The sequence below is a fragment of the Bacillus sp. FSL L8-0199 genome, assembly GCF_038005705.1.
In the GTDB taxonomy this organism is placed as follows: domain Bacteria; phylum Bacillota; class Bacilli; order Bacillales; family Bacillaceae_G; genus Bacillus_A; species Bacillus_A cereus.
The window spans coordinates 2,690,884-2,706,922 of sequence record NZ_JBBOTS010000001.1 but is presented as its reverse complement, the minus strand read 5'-3'; the positions used below and the strand labels follow the sequence as shown (position 1 = coordinate 2,706,922).

Here is a 16,039-nt window from a genome sequence, read left to right as displayed (position 1 = left end):
GTATAAAAAGAAGGAGACATGAGCATGAATAATCGATTTTTAAAACAACTACAAAATATGAAAATGAACAAAAAAAGTTTAGGAGCTGTAGCATTAACAGCTGGAATTATTAGTACGACACTTATTCCTCAAAATGCTTATGCGCACGGTTTTGTTGAAAAGCCCGGTAGCCGATCCGCTTTATGTAGTCCAACTTATGGTGCGCTAAATGTAAACTGTGGAAGTGTTATGTATGAACCACAAAGTTTAGAAGCTCCAAAAGGGTTCCCGCAAGGTGGTCCAGTAGATGGACAAATTGCTTCAGCAGGCGGAAAATTTGGTGGTATTTTAGATCAACAAACAGAAAATCGTTGGTTTAAAAATACAATCACTGGTGGGGAAAATACATTTACTTGGAAGTATACTGCGCCTCACTTAACGAGTAAGTGGCATTACTATATTACTAAAAAAGGATGGAATCCAAATAAAGCGCTAACAAGAGCAGATTTCGAACCAATTGGAACTGTACAACATGATGGTTCTGCAGCTTCAAATAATTTAACTCATAAAATCAATGTACCTACTGATCGTAGTGGATATCATGTGATTTTAGCAGTATGGGATGTAGCTGATACAGCAAATGCATTCTATAATGTAATTGATGTTAATCTTATTAATGATGTGAAACCAGACATAGAAGCGCCAAGTAGTCCAAATGGACTTCAGACGCAAAAAGTAACAGCGAATAGTGTAGAACTAACATGGAACGCTTCTACGGATAATGTAGGGGTAAAAGGATATCAAATCTTCCGTAACGGAGAGATGATTGATACAGTACCAGGGACTCATTTTATTGATAAGAAGTTACAACCAAGTACAGAATACTCTTATACTGTAAAAGCAATTGACGCAGCTGGCAATGTATCGAAAGAAAGTACAGCGCTTACAGTAAAAACGACAGTTGAGACTCCTGATACAGAAGCACCAACACAACCAAAAGGATTACATAGTATGGGAACGACAGCGTCAAGTGTGGATTTAATGTGGAGTCCATCTGACGATAATATTGGTGTAGACCATTATGATATTTATAGAGAAACAGAAGGGTCAATGAAAAAGATTGCAACATCCAATACAACTTCTTATTTGGATAAAAATCTGCTCGCTAATACTACTTATAAATATGTAGTGAAAGCTGTTGATGTAGCTGGAAATGAATCCGTACAGAGTGATATATTCACAATTACTACAAAAACTGAAAGCGCTTCACATGAAGCGTGGGATGCAAAAAAAGCATATAAAAAGGGAGATAGAGTTCTACACGAAGGAAAAGTATATGAAGCAGTCCAGAGTTATCAAGGAAATGGTGATCCAAACTGGATTTATGCATTATCATTATGGAAAACAGTGTAAGTTTTACCTAGGTATGAACTAAAAGATGATGGGCTTTGATGCAAAAGGTAATTTTGAGAATTCACTTTTCTATTAATAAAACAGGGTAGTGTATGAATACATAAGATTCATATACTACCCTTTTTATTATGATAACACTTTCGTCATAAGTATGTGCGGAATGCCATCTTCCATAAATATATCAGAAGAAGTTTGATAGTCTAATTTTTTATAAAATCCTTCAGCTTGTGTTTGACCGTGTAGCTTCACTTTTGTAGCTTGTTCGTTACGAGCAATTTCTTCTAACGTTTGAATGATGACTTTACCTAATCCATATGTACGATAATCTTTTAAAATACAAATACGTTCTAATTTTCCGACACCATCAACAAATCGTATACGCCCTGTGCCTACAGGAAGATCATGATAATAAACTAAAATATGTTTACATTGCTCTCCGATTTCATCGAATGTATCGAATTCATCTGTAAGAGGAACACCTTGTTCTTTTACAAATACTTCTTTTCGAATATGAAAGGCAGTTTCTAAATCAGTAAGTTCTGTTATAAGTTTGGATTGCAAAATGTTCAGTCCTTTCTAGTGTAATCAGTTTGCGTTTTCCTAGTATATCATAATAAAGCACTATTAAGAGAAGAAGAACATACTAAAAAGCCAACTTTAAAAAGTTAGCTTTTATTACAATTTCTTTATCCCATTTTTAGTGCCAATAATTGCTGTACTCGTCATACTTATAAACAACCCTGTTTCAACTACACCAGTAATCATTTTTAATTGGGTGTGTAAATGGGCAGGATTAGAAATATGATTAGGGAATATACAATCGATAATCATGTTATTGTTATCGGTTATATAGGTTTCATTATTTTTTAAACGTAACGTTGTTTGACACCCTAAAGACTGAATTTTATTTTCGGTTTGTTTCCATGAAAAAGGGATGATTTCAACAGGTAATGGAAAATTACCTAAATGTGTTACAAGTTTCGATTCATCAGCAATGATAATTAGTTCTTTAGAGGAAGAGGCAACGATTTTTTCACGAAGTAATGCACCGCCACCGCCTTTTATAAGTTGTAAATTTGAATCAATTTCATCCGCTCCATCAATTGTAAGATCAAGACTTTGTACGTCGTTTAACGAAAGTAGGGGGATATTTAGTTGATGTGCTAATGCTTCAGTTTCCTTTGATGTTGGTACAGCTTGAAATGATAATCCTTCTTTTACACGCTCACCTAATTTTTGTATTGTCCAATATACAGTAGAACCTGTACCAAGCCCAATCTTCATGCCATCATTTACAAAGTTAGCGGCATATTCGCCAGCGAGCTGTTTTAAATTCATCGCTTTACTCCGCCGGACGCGGCCCGGCATCAAGACCTGAATTTTCAACTGTAAGTACCGGACGAACGACTATATCTTTATGTACACGCATTTGACAAGATAATCGTAAATGATCTTCAATTCCTTTTTCCGTCATTGCATGTTTCTCATTCGCACTTGCTTCACAGAAATCACCTGCTAGTATTTCTACTCTACAAGTTGTGCAACGTGCATTCCCGCCACAACGATGAAGAATGTTGACACCGCTATCTTCAATTGCTAATACTAACTTTGTTCCTTCTTTCACATCAAAAGTTCCCGCACCTTCAATTGTTAATTTTGGCAAATTTGTTCCTCCTCACGTAAAATTGTACATAACATATTTATGACCGCGAATTATTGAACATAAACATTATTTTTTTATATCCCCGTAACTTTTTTTAATGTTGAATCGTTTATTAAGTAAGCGCTGAAAAGGAGTGGTTATTTTGTGCACAAAAGTAACTCATGTTTCAAAGAACCATATCGATATGAATCATTCAAATATAAACTTTTTAATTGAACAATATGGAGAGTTAAAAAGATACTGTACTTTTTTAACGAAAAACAAATGGGATGGGGAAGATCTCGCCCAAGAAACAGTGTGTAAAGTGCTTCAAAAATATAGAAATAAAGATATTTGTATGACACTCGTCTATAAAATAGCAAGAAATCGTTGGTTAGATCAGATGAAGTCTAAGTCTGTTCATGAAAAAATAAGAGCACAAATCACTTTTGAAGAACCACATGAGAACATTGCAGATTTGCATGAAATGGTAGGGAAAGTATTGTCTTCATTAAATGTACAGCAATCCGCAATTTTATTATTAAAAGATGTTTTTCAATATAGTATCGCTGATATTGCTAAATTGTGTTCTGTATCAGAAGGTGCAGTGAAAGCTTCTTTATTTCGGAGTAGAAATAGGCTGAAAACTGTAAGTGAAGAAGGGATTGAGATAGTCGAATTCACAGAGGATATTGAAGTTGTTGTAACATCTATTCGTGAGGAAAGACCAGAATTATTAACGAAGCTTCTTCCGACAATAGATTTTACTAAATTACCATCTAAACAGCCAGTCTTATTATTTAATGTGAAAAACCCTTCTTCCTACAGTTATATGCTTTACGCAGCATAACAAGTATTGGAGGGATTTAAAATGAATGCAATTCCATATGTAGTAGAACAAACAAAATTAGGAGAACGTTCCTATGATATATATTCAAGGTTATTGAAAGACCGCATTATTATTATCGGCTCAGAAATTAATGATCAAGTAGCGAGTAGTGTCGTAGCGCAATTATTATTTTTAGAAGCAGAAGATGCAGAAAAAGATATATTCTTATACATCAATAGCCCTGGCGGTTCAACGACAGCAGGTTTTGCAATATTAGATACGATGAATTTAATTAAACCAGATGTGCAAACGCTATGCATGGGCTTTGCGGCATCATTCGGTGCATTATTATTATTATCAGGAGCAAAAGGAAAACGGTTTGCTCTCCCTAACAGTGAAATTATGATTCATCAGCCGCTTGGTGGTGCACAAGGGCAAGCAACAGAAATTGAAATAACTGCGAAAAGAATATTAAAGTTAAAGCATGATATTAATAAAATGATTGCAGAAAAAACAGGCCAACCGATTGAAAGAGTAGCACATGATACAGAAAGAGATTATTTTATGACTGCAGAAGAAGCCAAGGCATATGGGATTGTAGATGACGTTGTTACGAAAAAATAAGTTAAAAACAGGCTAGAGGATATGCTAACCCTCTAGCCTATTTTTATTAATCTTTTACCCATTCATCAACTAGCGCTTGATTCTTCTTAATCCATTTTCGCGCCGCTTCTTCGGGATCTTTCGTTTTATTTAACTCGACCATTAACGTACCAAGCTGTTCATCGTTCATCTTCCATTTGTCAAAGTATTTTATGATATCCGGATGGTCTTTTTCGAAACCTTTACGAACAGAGTAATAAATGTCATCTTTTTCACCATATACTTTCTTAGGGTCTTTTAAATATTTTAAGTCAAATTCTGAAAAGCCCCAATGCGGATTCCAAAGCGTAACAGCGATTGGTTTCTTTTTCGTATATGCTTTCTTTAGTTCACTCATCATCGCAGCTTCAGAAGATTGGACAAGTTTTAGTTTTATATCATATTCTTTCATTGCTTTATTCGTTAAATTCATAAGACTACTACCGGGTTCGATACCGACAATTTTATTCTCTAGTTCATCTTTATGAGCATTTAAATCTTCGATACTGTTTATGTTTTTCATATAAGAAGGGACGACTAAACCTAGTCCAGTACCTTCGTACCATTTTGATTTTAAGACAATATCATCTTTATAACGATCGTTTAGCGGTTTATCTGTAACTGGTAGCCATACTTCTAAATTCGCATCAACATCACCACGAGCGACACCAGTCCAAATTGCGGCTTTTTCTAAATACATAAGTTCAACTTTGTAGCCTTTTTCTTCTAATAAAACTTTCCACATGTTTGCGGTTGCAATATTTTCTTTCCAACTTGTTACACCAAGTTTAATTTTTCCTTTCGAATTTGCATTTGTTGCATTACATGAAGTGAAAATCATAGTAATAAATAATGCAAGGCATATAAACCAAATTTTCTTTCGCATCGAAAACCTCCTAAGTAACGTTTGCCTTATAAAATAAATGTATAAGTAAGCATTCTTATTATGAACGGAAACGAGAATTTTAAAGAAATCTTATGAATGTCATTTTTATGTAATATTTCTTTGTAAAATCGCAACACTATGTGAATAGATGGGTAGAAAAGGAGTAGTGACATGGATAATACAAAGGTGCGTGTTGAAAACGTAACAAAAGTATTCGGGAAACATCCGCAAAGGGCCCTTTCCTTATTAAAAGAAGGAAAAAGTAAATCGGAAATTTTAAAAGAGACAGGAATGAACGTTGGGGTGAAAAAAGCAACGTTTGAAGTTTACTCTGGAGAGATTTTCGTTATTATGGGTTTGTCTGGTAGCGGGAAATCTACGCTAGTTCGTATGTTAAATCAATTGATTAAACCAACTGCAGGTCATATATACATAGATGGTGAAGACATCGCAACGATGGGAAAAGAAGAGTTACGGAGAGTAAGAAGAACGAAAATGAGTATGGTATTTCAGAAATTCGCTCTATTTCCGCATCGTACAGTTATACAAAATGTTGCATATGGTTTAGAAATTCAAGGAGTTCCGGTTGAAGAGCGAGAGAAAAAAGCGTTAGAATCGCTACAGTTAGTAGGACTCGATCATCATAAAGATAATTACCCAAGTCAACTTAGTGGTGGTATGCAGCAGCGCGTTGGAATCGCAAGGGCACTAACGAATAATCCAGATGTATTACTAATGGACGAGTCATTCAGTGCATTAGATCCACTTATTCGAAAAGAAATGCAAGATGAATTGTTAGAGTTACAAGATAAAATGGAAAAAACGATTATATTTATTACGCATGATTTAGATGAAGCGCTTCGAATTGGAGATCGTATCGCATTAATGAAAGATGGAGAAATTGTCCAAATTGGAACACCAGAAGAAATTATGATGAGCCCCGCTAATGAATTTGTAGAAAAGTTTGTTGCGGACGTGAATTTAGGAAAAGTAATTACGGCTGAGTCTATTTTAAAACGACCAGAAACTTTATTAATTGATCGTGGACCTCGTGTAGCCCTTCAAATTATGAGGAATGCAGGTGTCTCAACTGTATATGTTGTAAACAAAAAGTATGAGTTTTTAGGTATATTAACTGCGGATGATGCGAGTAAAGCAGTACAAAAACAGTGGCCGATTGCTGATTTATTACTTAATGATATTCCGCATGTGTATTTGGATACTTTACTGGAAGAGACTTATGCAAAAATGGCGGAGATGAAATATCCGTTACCAGTAATCGATGAGAAGAAAAGGCTAAGAGGAATTATTAAACGTGAAAGTGTCATTCAAGCTCTTGCAGGAAACATTGAGGAAGAGGTGAAAGACGATGAATAGTATACCGCGTATTCCATTAGGGGAATGGGTCGACTCATTTGTTGCAAGTTTATATGAGCACTTTGAAGGCTTATTCCGAGGATTCTCTTATATTATTGGCGGATTTGTTGATTTACTCACTAATTTTTTAACAATAATACCTGCCATATTGATGATTATTATCTTATGTTTCCTCATTTGGTACACAACGAGGAAATTATCTTTAGTCATTTTTACGCTCATTGGATTATTATTTATTTTGAATATTAACTACTGGGCACAAACGATGCAAACATTGGCACTCGTACTTACGTCTGTTATTATTTCAATTATTGTCGGAATTCCAATTGGTATATTAGCATCTCAAAATGAACGTTTCTCAAAATTTTTAAAACCAACATTAGATTTTATGCAAACAATGCCTGCATTCGTATACCTTATTCCAGCAATTACATTTTTCGGAGTAGGTGTAGTACCTGGAATTATTGCATCAGTAATCTTTGCAATGCCACCGACAATTCGTTTTACTGACTTAGGAATTAGACAAGTTCCAGAAGATTTAATTGAAGCAGCGAATGCATTTGGATCCACAGCATCACAAAAACTATTTAAAGTACAATTACCACTTGCAACCGGAACGATTATGGCTGGTGTGAACCAAAGCATTATGCTTTCGTTATCGATGGTTGTAACAGCATCACTTGTAGGAGCTCCAGGACTTGGAGTTGATGTATATCGCTCTGTAACACAAGTTAATATCGGAATGGGATTTGAAGCTGGATTAGCTATCGTAGTAATCGCAATTATATTAGATCGAATTACACAAGGGTTCCATACGAAAAGAAAATAATGAATAAAAAACACACTTTTATAATACAAAGTGTGTTTTTTATTGCATCCAGATCACATACGAACGATAACAGAACCTCCAGCTGGTGCACAAACTTGGTTTTTTTGTTGTTCCATTGATTTAATTAATTGATTATTTTCCTCGATTAATGAGATTAATTTAGTTAATTGATTTTCAAGACTTGCAATACGCTGCATCATATATTGTGAATCATGATGCAATGTATTCCTTGCGGGATGAGGGGAATAAACATACTGTTGATTTATATTTGGATTCCAATGAGGATACATTTGAATCGTTCCTCCTTCAATAAATTACGAAGCTTTCTTATAGTAAATGCCTATGTATAATTAATAGTTACTTGAAAATTTTCCAATATAAAAGGAGTATGTACAGAAAATGGAAAATATTATATGTGAAGTTACAGGACATTTTTTGGAAATATTTAAGCGAGATAGTGCGTATATTAATACATTCAAGTAAATGTATGTTATTTAGGGAGAAATGGTGGGAGGAGATGTAATTTTGGCTAAAAATAAAAAAAGAAATGATGCTTTGGCAATAGGTGTCGGTATAGGGGTTGTAATTGGTGTATTTCAAGGGCACTTTACAAATAATTTAGTAATCGGAATTGTGATTGGGATTATAATTGGGATTGCGTTTTTGAAGAAGTAATGAGATGTAAATTCATTTCAAAAATTATTGTATCAAAAGAATGAAAATTCGGAATATGAAACCTGTTTTTCCTTTTATTGTGATATTATATATGAAAAGGAAGGTGATGGATATGTCAACAAACAATCAAATAGAACAAAACTGTTTCATTTGCAAAAAACATATAGGAAATATTATAGTTCCAGGTGGAGCTATTTACGAAGATGAACTCGTTTACGTTGGACATGTCCACCGGGATAGTGAAGAAACATACCTGGGTTATGTAATGATAGATATAAAAAGACATGTACCTGGCCTTGCTGAACTAACAGATGAAGAAGCGAAAGCGTTCGGACTTATAACAAGTAGAGTAAGTAAAGCGCTAAAAGAAAGCGAAGGTGCAGAGCATATTTACACTTTTGTTTCAGGAAATGGTGCACCACATATGCATATGCACATTATTCCGCGTTATCCGAATACACCAAAAGAGTTTTGGTCACCAACCGAGATAGCGAAATGGACTGGCGCACCATATGGTGACGAAGAGAAAATAAAAAAACTATGTGAAAGAATACGAAAGTATATGGTAAATGAGTATGCATACAAAAAATAATACACAATATTCATGGGTTGGAAATATAGAAATGTGTTTAGGAGAAATTTCAGTTAAACAATATGGTGATATTGTACTTGGTAAATATGGCGGGAATAAAAGTGCTGGAGCGAAAAAGAATGAAGATGGTGCATTAGTTTGGTCAAATGGTGAATGGGAATTTGCAGCTATTCTAGATGGACATAATAGTGCGGAAAGTGTTGAGTTAGTAGTAAATACAATCGAAAAAGAATATGAAAATATAAAAGTAATTTTGAATGAACCAATTAATTCAGTATTTCAGTCTGTTGAAAATCATATACTTACAATTTTTCAGTCATCTTCATTTAAGGAAAAGTGCAAAAAAATTAAAGGTGAAACAGCTTGCTTACTATGTGTAAGGAAAGAAAATTATATATGGTGGCTTTCTATCGGTGATTGTTTAGTGTATGTATTTCATGAAGAGTTACATAAGTTAGGACAATATGCATTAAATCAACGTCATTTTTACGAATGGATTGGAAATGTAAACACATTTGATTTACCTGTTCCTTGCTATTCATCAGGTATTCGTGAATTACGTACTGGAAAGAACCGAATTGTAATGGTGACAGATGGAGTATTAGAATGTGGGGAACGCCGATATGAAATACCTGTAAATTTGTATAATGCTATGAACAGAAATGATAAAACACTTAAAGAAAATATTCACAATGTTTTAGAACACGTGCATCATCAGTTGGGACGTGATAGTGCGACAATTATTAGTTGGGACGTAGAAAATAAAAGGAATGCTACGTATCCGAGTGATCAGCCGGAGAAAAGGTAAAGGAGGAAACATCACTGTTTTGGGTTAAAGGAATTTTATTAATAGTATGGATTATATCCTTAGTTGTTTTTGAAAAAGTAGTGAGGAAAAAACTAAATATACCGAAACAAACAGACTGGAATAGTAAATATGTAAACAACTTTCATAAATGGGGCACTAGGGCTCTTATTATTTCTTATATAATTTTTACGATGATATGTGCTACTTTAAATCCCGTTTATATTAGTAATTTACCCATTTTATTTTTAATAACTTTATACTGCTTTCAATCATTTATGGAGTGGAAATTTGATAAAGAATCGAGGGAATATGTCATTTCTTTAGGAACGGTTCCGCTATTAGTAATAACAGGAATTATTCTTAATTTTTTCTTTTATACCTATTGGATTTAATCATATGTGGAATGAATGGGGAGACAAAATGAAAAATCCTAAATTACGTGCTGAAGCAATGATTTTAAATGAAGATCATTCTAAAGTACTTGTACAATGCGATGAAAATGGATCATTTTATCGTTTTCCAGGTGGCTCTATTGAATTTGGTGAAACGTCAAAAGAAGCAATAATTCGAGAGTTAATAGAAGAATACGATTTGAAAGTTGATGTTCAAGAGTTAGCAATTGTAAATGAACACATTTTTGAGTGGGACAACGAAAAAGGTCATCATTGTACATTGATACATTGGGGGACTGTTGAAAAAATCATTACAAATGAAATAAGGCATAAAGAGCATGAGGATATTATATTAATTTGGAAAAGTCTAGAGGAATTACAGGAGAAGCCGACATATCCTGAAGGCATCATAAGTTATTTAGAAGGGGATAACCGTAATATAGTCCAATTTATTTCAAGTAATTAAATGAAATAACTAATAAACAAGAAACCATTTACTACTAAATGGTTTCTTGTTTATTTAAGCATTTATTTTAGTTAATATAGATGTAATGAAATTAGTTTTATCCTCTGCATACTTATGTTTATCAGTAGGATTAGCTTGTGAAAGTTGAATCTTTAACTGTTCATACTGCATGCGTGCAGTTTTATTGTCTATTAAGTAATCACGAAATTGTAATTGTTCTATTAAATATGTATTCCCTTGTTCATACATATGAATTTGATGAGTTCTTGGTTCACCTTTATTAAAATAGTATCTTTCGGGTAATACTTCTTTTCTATATTTATAGTTTAGTAGTTCTAACTTTTTAATACAATGTATACCGTCCGTATAATTTTCTAATTCAATTGCTATATCAATAATTGGCTTTGCACTTAAATATGGAATAGAAGTACTACCAATATGGTGTATCGCTAAAATATGTTCGCCAATTTGTTCCTCAATGAGTTGTTTCTCTTTCATAAACTCACTTTCCCATACGGTAAACCTAACATTTAATTAGCATCCCTTTCAAAATAGTTTTCAAAAAGTTTATTACATTTTCTTAAAGCTTCTCAAAACAAGGTGTTCCCACAATCTCCAAGGAAGAATCTTCTTCGCAAAGATCATAAATTTCACACCTTTACCGATTGGATATCGTAAATTTGTACGCTTAGATTCAGCAATTTCTACAATTTTATTAGCAACATCTATCGGATTACCAAATGTATCACTACCGCTATTAATATGTTTTTGTATTTTATCCATATACTCTTTGTAAGGAGATGTTGTATCAGATTGGTTTTCAGCTAGTTGTTTCCCAACCTCCCATATGTTTGTGTTATAAGAACCTGGTTCAATTAAAGCAACATCTATTCCGAAAGGTTTTACTTCTAAGCGAAGCGATTCACTCCAGCCTTCTAATGCATATTTTGAAGATACATAAGGAGATAAACCAGGGAATCCAACTTGGCCGCTAATGCTGCTTATATTAATGATTTTTCCACTTCTTTGTTTTCTCATATACGGTAAGACAAGCTGGGTAATTGATATAGCTCCAAATAGGTTCGTTTCAAATTGTTTACGGTATTCCTCTACTGGAATTTCTTCTACAAAGCCGCCATTTGCATATCCTGCATTATTAACAAGTAGGTCTACTTTTTGTATTTCTTTTAAAAATAATTGGAAGTTATGTATAGAGTTTTGATCGGTTACATCTAATTGTTGAATTTTTATGTTTTGTTGTAAGTTGAGTTGAGCGGCTTGAGATAGTAAGTTCACTTGTTTTTCAAGGTTCCGCATTGTAGCAATAACTAAATAATCTTTTTTTGCGAGTTCGAGTGTAGTTAATAGTCCAAATCCACTTGAGGCTCCTGTAATTATTGCGATTTTTTTATTCATTTTCCGCCAGCTTTCTTTTTCTTTTATCATAACGAGTTATGATAAGAAAATCTATTATTCTTACATTCAGTATGAAATCAATTTGTATGTAAAAAAGGGGATTATAGGGAATGAGCGTATATAGAGTAGTGTATATTAATATGATAATGAAATGAGGGAAGAAAAATGGTCCATGTGAAGGATGTATTAGCAGATCAATTGTTGGCGAATGCAAACGATCCCAGTTGGTATATTCCATTTTCAGATGCAGTGAAAGATCTATCTGAGAGAGAAGCTTTCTGGAAACCGAATGAAGAGAGTAATAGTATAGCTGATTGTACAACATTTACTGTATTGGAACTCAACGTGGCAAACTAGGTATAAAGAATCACATGTGAATGCAGTACCCGCTATTGGAGATAATAACAAAAGTTTTATGCTTTCAGATAATCAAACTTTCGATGAATTACGGGAAAAACTATTAGAAAAACTGTTACAATGGCAAAATCTTATAAATGAAGAAAAGGTTGAAAGTGATGTGGTAGGATTTCCTGTTTCTGTAAAGTGGTGGGAAGTGTTAGCGAATGTAACAACTCATAATGCATATCATATTGGCCAAATTATTTACATCCGAAAATTACAGCAGAGCTTTGATAATGAATAAAATAATAGTTCTCAAATTAGGTGAACAAAAGTGGACAAAACGAGACAGATGTCTCATTTTGTCCACTTTTTTATTATGAAAGAAAAGAGAAAACCTATTAAATCAAGGATTAGAATTTGGCACGGTACTTGCAATATAAAAGATGATCAAGAAAATAGGAGGGCTGGATATGTTAAAAACAACTGAAAGTAAAGAGAATGAAATTACGAAAGAACAAGCTTGTTGGATGTACGAAAAAATGTTAGAGATTCGTAAGTTTGAAGATAAGGTGCATGAATTGTTCGCGCAAGGCGTTTTGCCAGGTTTCGTTCATTTATACGCAGGTGAAGAAGCGGTAGCAGTTGGTGTATGTGCCCACTTAACGGATAGTGACAGTATTACAAGTACACATAGAGGTCATGGACATTGTATCGCAAAAGGTTGTGATTTAAATGGTATGATGGCTGAACTTTTCGGGAAAGCGACAGGGTTATGTAAAGGTAAAGGCGGTTCCATGCATATTGCGGATTTAGATAAAGGAATGCTTGGTGCTAATGGCATTGTAGGCGGGGGTTTCCCACTTGCTTGCGGTTCAGCATTGACAGCTAAATATAAAGGAACAAAAGATGTAAGTGTTTGTTTCTTCGGTGACGGAGCAAATAATGAAGGAACATTCCATGAAGGGGTTAATTTAGCGGCGATTTGGAAGTTACCAGTTATTTTTATTGCAGAAAATAACGGTTACGGTGAAGCAACTACATTTAAATATGCTTCAAGTTGTGATTCTATTGCGGATCGTGCAAAAGCTTATAATATTCCAGGCGTTCAAGTAGATGGAAAAGATCTTCTAGCTGTATATAAAGCTGCTGCAGAAGCAGTGGAACGTGCGCGTAATGGTGATGGTCCAACAATTATTGAATGTATGACATATCGTAATTACGGTCATTTTGAAGGTGAAGCGCAAACATATAAAACATCAGAAGAAAAAGAAGAACATTTAAATGAAAAAGATGCGATTGTGAATTTCCGTAAGCATTTAATTCATGAAGGTTTATTAACGGAATCTGAACTTGTTGATATGGAAAAAGCAGTAGATGATGCAGTACAAAGATCCATTGAATTTAGTGAAAATAGTCCATACCCAGACGATGAAGAATTATTAAAAGATGTATACGTTTCTTACAAATAAGAGGAGGGTGGAAAAATATGACTAGAACAGTAAGTATGTCAACTGCAATTAATGAAGCAATGAAAATCTCAATGCGTCGTGATGAAAATGTAATTTTAATAGGTGAAGACGTTGCAGGCGGTGCACAAGTTGATCATCTGCAAGATGATGAAGCTTGGGGTGGTGTTCTTGGTGTTACGAAAGGACTTGTACAAGAGTTTGGCCGAAATCGTATATTGGATACACCAATTTCTGAAGCGGGTTATATGGGAGCTGCGATGGCAGCTGCTGCAACTGGGTTACGTCCGATAGCTGAATTAATGTTTAATGATTTTATCGGTAGTTGTCTTGATCAAGTATTAAACCAAGGTGCAAAATTCCGCTATATGTTTGGTGGTAAAGCGAAAGTGCCAGTTACGGTACGTACGATGCACGGTGCAGGTTTTAGCGCAGCTGCACAACATTCACAAAGTTTGTATGCCTTATTTACGAGCATTCCAGGTATAAAAGTTGTCGTTCCTTCTACTCCATATGACGCAAAAGGCTTATTATTAGCGGCAATTGAAGATGACGACCCGGTAATCTTCTTTGAAGATAAAACACTTTACAATATGAAAGGTGAAGTGCCGGAAGGGTATTATACAATTTCTTTAGGAAAAGCAGATATTAAACGAGAAGGTTCTGATGTAACAATTGTCGCAATCGGAAAACAAGTTCATACAGCACTTGCAGCTGCAAAGCAATTATCGAAAAAGGGGCTTGAAGTAGAAGTAATTGATCCACGATCTTTATCACCGCTTGATGAAGATACTATTTTATCATCTGTTGAAAAAACAAATCGTCTTATCGTTATTGACGAAGCGAATCCAAGATGTAGTATCGCAACAGATATTGCGGCAATTGTAGCGGATAAAGGTTTTGATTTGTTAGATGCACCTATTAAACGAATTACAGCGCCACATACACCTGTTCCGTTCTCACCACCACTTGAAAAGTTGTATTTGCCAACGCCAGAAAAAGTAATTGAAACTGTATCAGAAATGATTGGAGACCAATCTTTATTACATGTGTAATAAAACGATGAGAAGGGAGAGAGACACATGGCTGTAGAAGTTGTAATGCCGAAGTTAGGTATGGCGATGAAAGAAGGTATTATTACGAGCTGGAATATTAAAGCAGGCGATAATGTAGCAAAAGGAGAACTAATTGCTAGTATTAATTCAGAAAAAATTGAAACGGAAATTGAAGCGCCAGCTGATGGTACGGTACTTGATATAGCTGTAAGTGAAGATGAAGGAGTGCCGCCTGGTACTGTAATTTGCTACATCGGTAAACCAAATGAAAAAGTAGAAATGCAGGAAAGCACACATGTGGTAGAAGAAAAAACATCTAATATAGAAGTACAAAATCAAGAACCAAATGGGAAAGAAGTAGCGAAGCAAAGAATTAAAATTTCACCTGTAGCGAAGAAAATTGCAAAGTCTGAAAATCTGGATATCAAGGCATTAGTTGGTACAGGTCCTGGCGGAAGGATTACAAAGGCAGATGTATTAAAGGCGCTAGAAGAAAGAGTAGCAAATCCAGAAGTACCTGAACAAGAAGAAAGTACAGTCGTTCCTGTTACTGGTATGAGAAAAGCAATTGCGAGTCGTATGCATGCAAGCTTACAAAATAGTGCGCAATTAACGTTAACGATGAAAGTAGATGTTACAGATTTAGTTGCATTACATAAAGACATAGCGGAAGTTGTGCAAAAACGATACGAAAACAAACTAACCATTACGGATTTCGTTTCTCGTGCTGTTGTATTAGCACTTAGAGAGCATAAAGAAATGAACAGCGCTTATATAGATGATGCCATTCATCAATTTGAACCTGTGCATTTAGGCATGGCAGTCGCATTAGAAAAAGGATTAGTCGTTCCAGCTATTCGCTTTGCAAATAATTTATCTTTAGTAGAGTTGTCTAAAGAGATTAAGGATATGGCACAAAAGGCACGAGCAGGTAGCTTAAGTAGTGATGATATGCATGGAACGACATTTACAATTAGTAATTTAGGTAGCTTTGGTATTGAATATTTCACACCTGTATTAAATACACCTGAGACTGGTATTTTAGGTATTGGCGCAATTGAACATGTTCCTGTATATAAAGGGAAAAAAATTAAAAAAGGTAGTATGTTACCTTTAAGTTTAACATTCGATCATCGTGTACTAGACGGTGCACCAGCAGCAGCATTTTTACGCACAATTAAACATTATTTAGAAGAACCTATAACAATTCTTTTATAAAGAGGAGGTGAG

Annotated in this window: 19 protein-coding genes and 2 pseudogenes; 14 read left to right on the top strand and 7 right to left on the bottom strand. The window is 34.6% G+C overall.

Features of this window, described 5'->3' with window-relative positions; genetic code table 11:
* The first annotated feature begins 24 nt into the window (after positions 1-24).
* Positions 25-1,392, top strand: coding sequence for a lytic polysaccharide monooxygenase (locus NST86_RS14045; RefSeq protein WP_001065150.1), 1,368 nt, complete (start codon positions 25-27; stop codon positions 1,390-1,392).
* Between the two features lie 126 nt (positions 1,393-1,518).
* On the opposite strand, the gene NST86_RS14040 is transcribed toward NST86_RS14045, so the two are convergent.
* From NST86_RS14040 to NST86_RS14030, 3 genes are all read right to left on the bottom strand, one after another.
* Positions 1,519-1,953: a GNAT family N-acetyltransferase gene (locus NST86_RS14040; protein ID WP_001190880.1), complete on the bottom strand. Its 435-nt coding sequence runs from the start codon at positions 1,951-1,953 to the stop codon at positions 1,519-1,521.
* Positions 1,954-2,067: 114 nt separating this feature from the next.
* Positions 2,068-2,730 (bottom strand): ribose 5-phosphate isomerase A, encoded by a 663-nt coding sequence (gene rpiA, locus NST86_RS14035; RefSeq protein WP_001049985.1) that lies wholly within the window; start codon positions 2,728-2,730, stop codon positions 2,068-2,070.
* Between the two features lie 4 nt (positions 2,731-2,734).
* Complete coding sequence (locus NST86_RS14030) at positions 2,735-3,055, bottom strand: 2Fe-2S iron-sulfur cluster-binding protein (protein WP_001125388.1); 321 nt, start codon at positions 3,053-3,055, stop codon at positions 2,735-2,737.
* Positions 3,056-3,197: 142 nt separating this feature from the next.
* Here NST86_RS14030 and NST86_RS14025 point away from each other — a divergent pair, with 142 nt between their 5' ends.
* Together NST86_RS14025 and clpP are read left to right on the top strand one after the other, a co-directional pair.
* Complete coding sequence (locus NST86_RS14025; protein WP_000337523.1) at positions 3,198-3,884, top strand: RNA polymerase subunit sigma-70; 687 nt, start codon at positions 3,198-3,200, stop codon at positions 3,882-3,884.
* Between the two features lie 21 nt (positions 3,885-3,905).
* The gene (gene clpP, locus NST86_RS14020) at positions 3,906-4,487 is read left to right on the top strand and encodes an ATP-dependent Clp endopeptidase proteolytic subunit ClpP (RefSeq protein WP_000991610.1); all 582 of its coding nucleotides are present in this window, start codon (positions 3,906-3,908) and stop codon (positions 4,485-4,487) included.
* A gap of 46 nt (positions 4,488-4,533) precedes the next feature.
* Here the strand turns inward: clpP and NST86_RS14015 are convergent, their stop codons facing one another.
* A complete protein-coding gene (locus tag NST86_RS14015; RefSeq protein ID WP_001227620.1) occupies positions 4,534-5,391 on the bottom strand; it encodes a glycine betaine ABC transporter substrate-binding protein in 858 nt (285 codons plus the stop codon).
* A gap of 171 nt (positions 5,392-5,562) precedes the next feature.
* Between NST86_RS14015 and NST86_RS14010 the strand changes: the two genes are divergently transcribed.
* Both NST86_RS14010 and NST86_RS14005 read left to right on the top strand, forming a co-directional pair.
* Complete coding sequence (locus NST86_RS14010) at positions 5,563-6,768, top strand: quaternary amine ABC transporter ATP-binding protein (protein WP_000370606.1); 1,206 nt, start codon at positions 5,563-5,565, stop codon at positions 6,766-6,768.
* Complete coding sequence (locus NST86_RS14005) at positions 6,761-7,597, top strand: ABC transporter permease (RefSeq protein WP_001084760.1); 837 nt, start codon at positions 6,761-6,763, stop codon at positions 7,595-7,597. Before NST86_RS14010 ends, NST86_RS14005 begins: the two co-directional genes overlap by 8 nt.
* A 53-nt stretch (positions 7,598-7,650) precedes the next feature.
* Here the strand turns inward: NST86_RS14005 and NST86_RS14000 are convergent, their stop codons facing one another.
* Positions 7,651-7,887 carry a hypothetical protein gene (locus NST86_RS14000; protein ID WP_000283222.1) on the bottom strand — a complete coding sequence of 79 codons (237 nt, stop codon included), beginning with the start codon at positions 7,885-7,887 and terminating at the stop codon, positions 7,651-7,653.
* 217 nt (positions 7,888-8,104) lie between these two features.
* Here NST86_RS14000 and NST86_RS13995 point away from each other — a divergent pair, with 217 nt between their 5' ends.
* From NST86_RS13995 to NST86_RS13975, 5 genes are all read left to right on the top strand, one after another.
* Complete coding sequence (locus NST86_RS13995; protein WP_000508470.1) at positions 8,105-8,272, top strand: hypothetical protein; 168 nt, start codon at positions 8,105-8,107, stop codon at positions 8,270-8,272.
* 91 nt (positions 8,273-8,363) lie between these two features.
* Entirely contained in the window at positions 8,364-8,864 is a 501-nt protein-coding gene (locus tag NST86_RS13990; RefSeq protein WP_137026416.1) for an HIT family protein, read from the top strand.
* The gene (locus NST86_RS13985) at positions 8,848-9,672 is read left to right on the top strand and encodes a PP2C family serine/threonine-protein phosphatase (RefSeq protein ID WP_052660139.1); all 825 of its coding nucleotides are present in this window, start codon (positions 8,848-8,850) and stop codon (positions 9,670-9,672) included. Before NST86_RS13990 ends, NST86_RS13985 begins: the two co-directional genes overlap by 17 nt.
* A 53-nt stretch (positions 9,673-9,725) precedes the next feature.
* On the top strand, positions 9,726-10,064 hold the full coding sequence (locus NST86_RS13980; protein WP_074628857.1) for a DUF4181 domain-containing protein: 339 nt from the start codon (positions 9,726-9,728) through the stop codon (positions 10,062-10,064).
* A 28-nt stretch (positions 10,065-10,092) separates the two neighbouring features.
* Positions 10,093-10,530 carry an NUDIX domain-containing protein gene (locus tag NST86_RS13975; RefSeq protein WP_000795352.1) on the top strand — a complete coding sequence of 146 codons (438 nt, stop codon included), beginning with the start codon at positions 10,093-10,095 and terminating at the stop codon, positions 10,528-10,530.
* A gap of 54 nt (positions 10,531-10,584) precedes the next feature.
* Here the strand turns inward: NST86_RS13975 and NST86_RS13970 are convergent.
* Positions 10,585-11,043 (bottom strand): annotated as a pseudogene (locus tag NST86_RS13970) (GrpB family protein); the annotation flags it as partial.
* Between the two features lie 57 nt (positions 11,044-11,100).
* The gene (locus NST86_RS13965) at positions 11,101-11,946 is read right to left on the bottom strand and encodes an oxidoreductase (protein WP_001034801.1); all 846 of its coding nucleotides are present in this window, start codon (positions 11,944-11,946) and stop codon (positions 11,101-11,103) included.
* A gap of 165 nt (positions 11,947-12,111) precedes the next feature.
* Between NST86_RS13965 and NST86_RS13960 the strand changes: the two are divergent.
* The 4 genes and pseudogenes from NST86_RS13960 (at position 12,112) to NST86_RS13945 (ending at position 16,027) form a co-directional block, all read left to right on the top strand.
* Positions 12,112-12,589: pseudogene (locus tag NST86_RS13960) on the top strand (DinB family protein).
* A gap of 169 nt (positions 12,590-12,758) precedes the next feature.
* On the top strand, positions 12,759-13,757 hold the full coding sequence (gene acoA / locus NST86_RS13955; RefSeq protein WP_086423199.1) for an acetoin:2,6-dichlorophenolindophenol oxidoreductase subunit alpha: 999 nt from the start codon (positions 12,759-12,761) through the stop codon (positions 13,755-13,757).
* Positions 13,758-13,774: 17 nt separating this feature from the next.
* Positions 13,775-14,809 carry an acetoin:2,6-dichlorophenolindophenol oxidoreductase subunit beta gene (acoB, locus tag NST86_RS13950; RefSeq protein ID WP_000198907.1) on the top strand — a complete coding sequence of 345 codons (1,035 nt, stop codon included), beginning with the start codon at positions 13,775-13,777 and terminating at the stop codon, positions 14,807-14,809.
* Between the two features lie 27 nt (positions 14,810-14,836).
* Entirely contained in the window at positions 14,837-16,027 is a 1,191-nt protein-coding gene (locus NST86_RS13945; protein ID WP_000257769.1) for a dihydrolipoamide acetyltransferase family protein, read from the top strand.
* Positions 16,028-16,039 lie beyond the last annotated feature (12 nt).

Coding starts and splice junctions, on each gene's coding strand:
- NST86_RS14045 (WP_001065150.1), top strand. CDS start 25: ATGAATAATCGATTTTTAAAACAACTACAAAATATGAAAATGAACAAA.
- rpiA (WP_001049985.1), bottom strand. CDS start 2,730: ATGAATTTAAAACAGCTCGCTGGCGAATATGCCGCTAACTTTGTAAAT.
- clpP (WP_000991610.1), top strand. CDS start 3,906: ATGAATGCAATTCCATATGTAGTAGAACAAACAAAATTAGGAGAACGT.
- NST86_RS14015 (WP_001227620.1), bottom strand. CDS start 5,391: ATGCGAAAGAAAATTTGGTTTATATGCCTTGCATTATTTATTACTATG.
- NST86_RS14010 (WP_000370606.1), top strand. CDS start 5,563: ATGGATAATACAAAGGTGCGTGTTGAAAACGTAACAAAAGTATTCGGG.
- NST86_RS14005 (WP_001084760.1), top strand. CDS start 6,761: ATGAATAGTATACCGCGTATTCCATTAGGGGAATGGGTCGACTCATTT.
- NST86_RS14000 (WP_000283222.1), bottom strand. CDS start 7,887: ATGTATCCTCATTGGAATCCAAATATAAATCAACAGTATGTTTATTCC.
- NST86_RS13990 (WP_137026416.1), top strand. CDS start 8,364: ATGAAAAGGAAGGTGATGGATATGTCAACAAACAATCAAATAGAACAA.
- NST86_RS13985 (WP_052660139.1), top strand. CDS start 8,848: ATGCATACAAAAAATAATACACAATATTCATGGGTTGGAAATATAGAA.
- NST86_RS13975 (WP_000795352.1), top strand. CDS start 10,093: ATGAAAAATCCTAAATTACGTGCTGAAGCAATGATTTTAAATGAAGAT.
- NST86_RS13965 (WP_001034801.1), bottom strand. CDS start 11,946: ATGAATAAAAAAATCGCAATAATTACAGGAGCCTCAAGTGGATTTGGA.
- acoA (WP_086423199.1), top strand. CDS start 12,759: ATGTTAAAAACAACTGAAAGTAAAGAGAATGAAATTACGAAAGAACAA.
- acoB (WP_000198907.1), top strand. CDS start 13,775: ATGACTAGAACAGTAAGTATGTCAACTGCAATTAATGAAGCAATGAAA.
- NST86_RS13945 (WP_000257769.1), top strand. CDS start 14,837: ATGGCTGTAGAAGTTGTAATGCCGAAGTTAGGTATGGCGATGAAAGAA.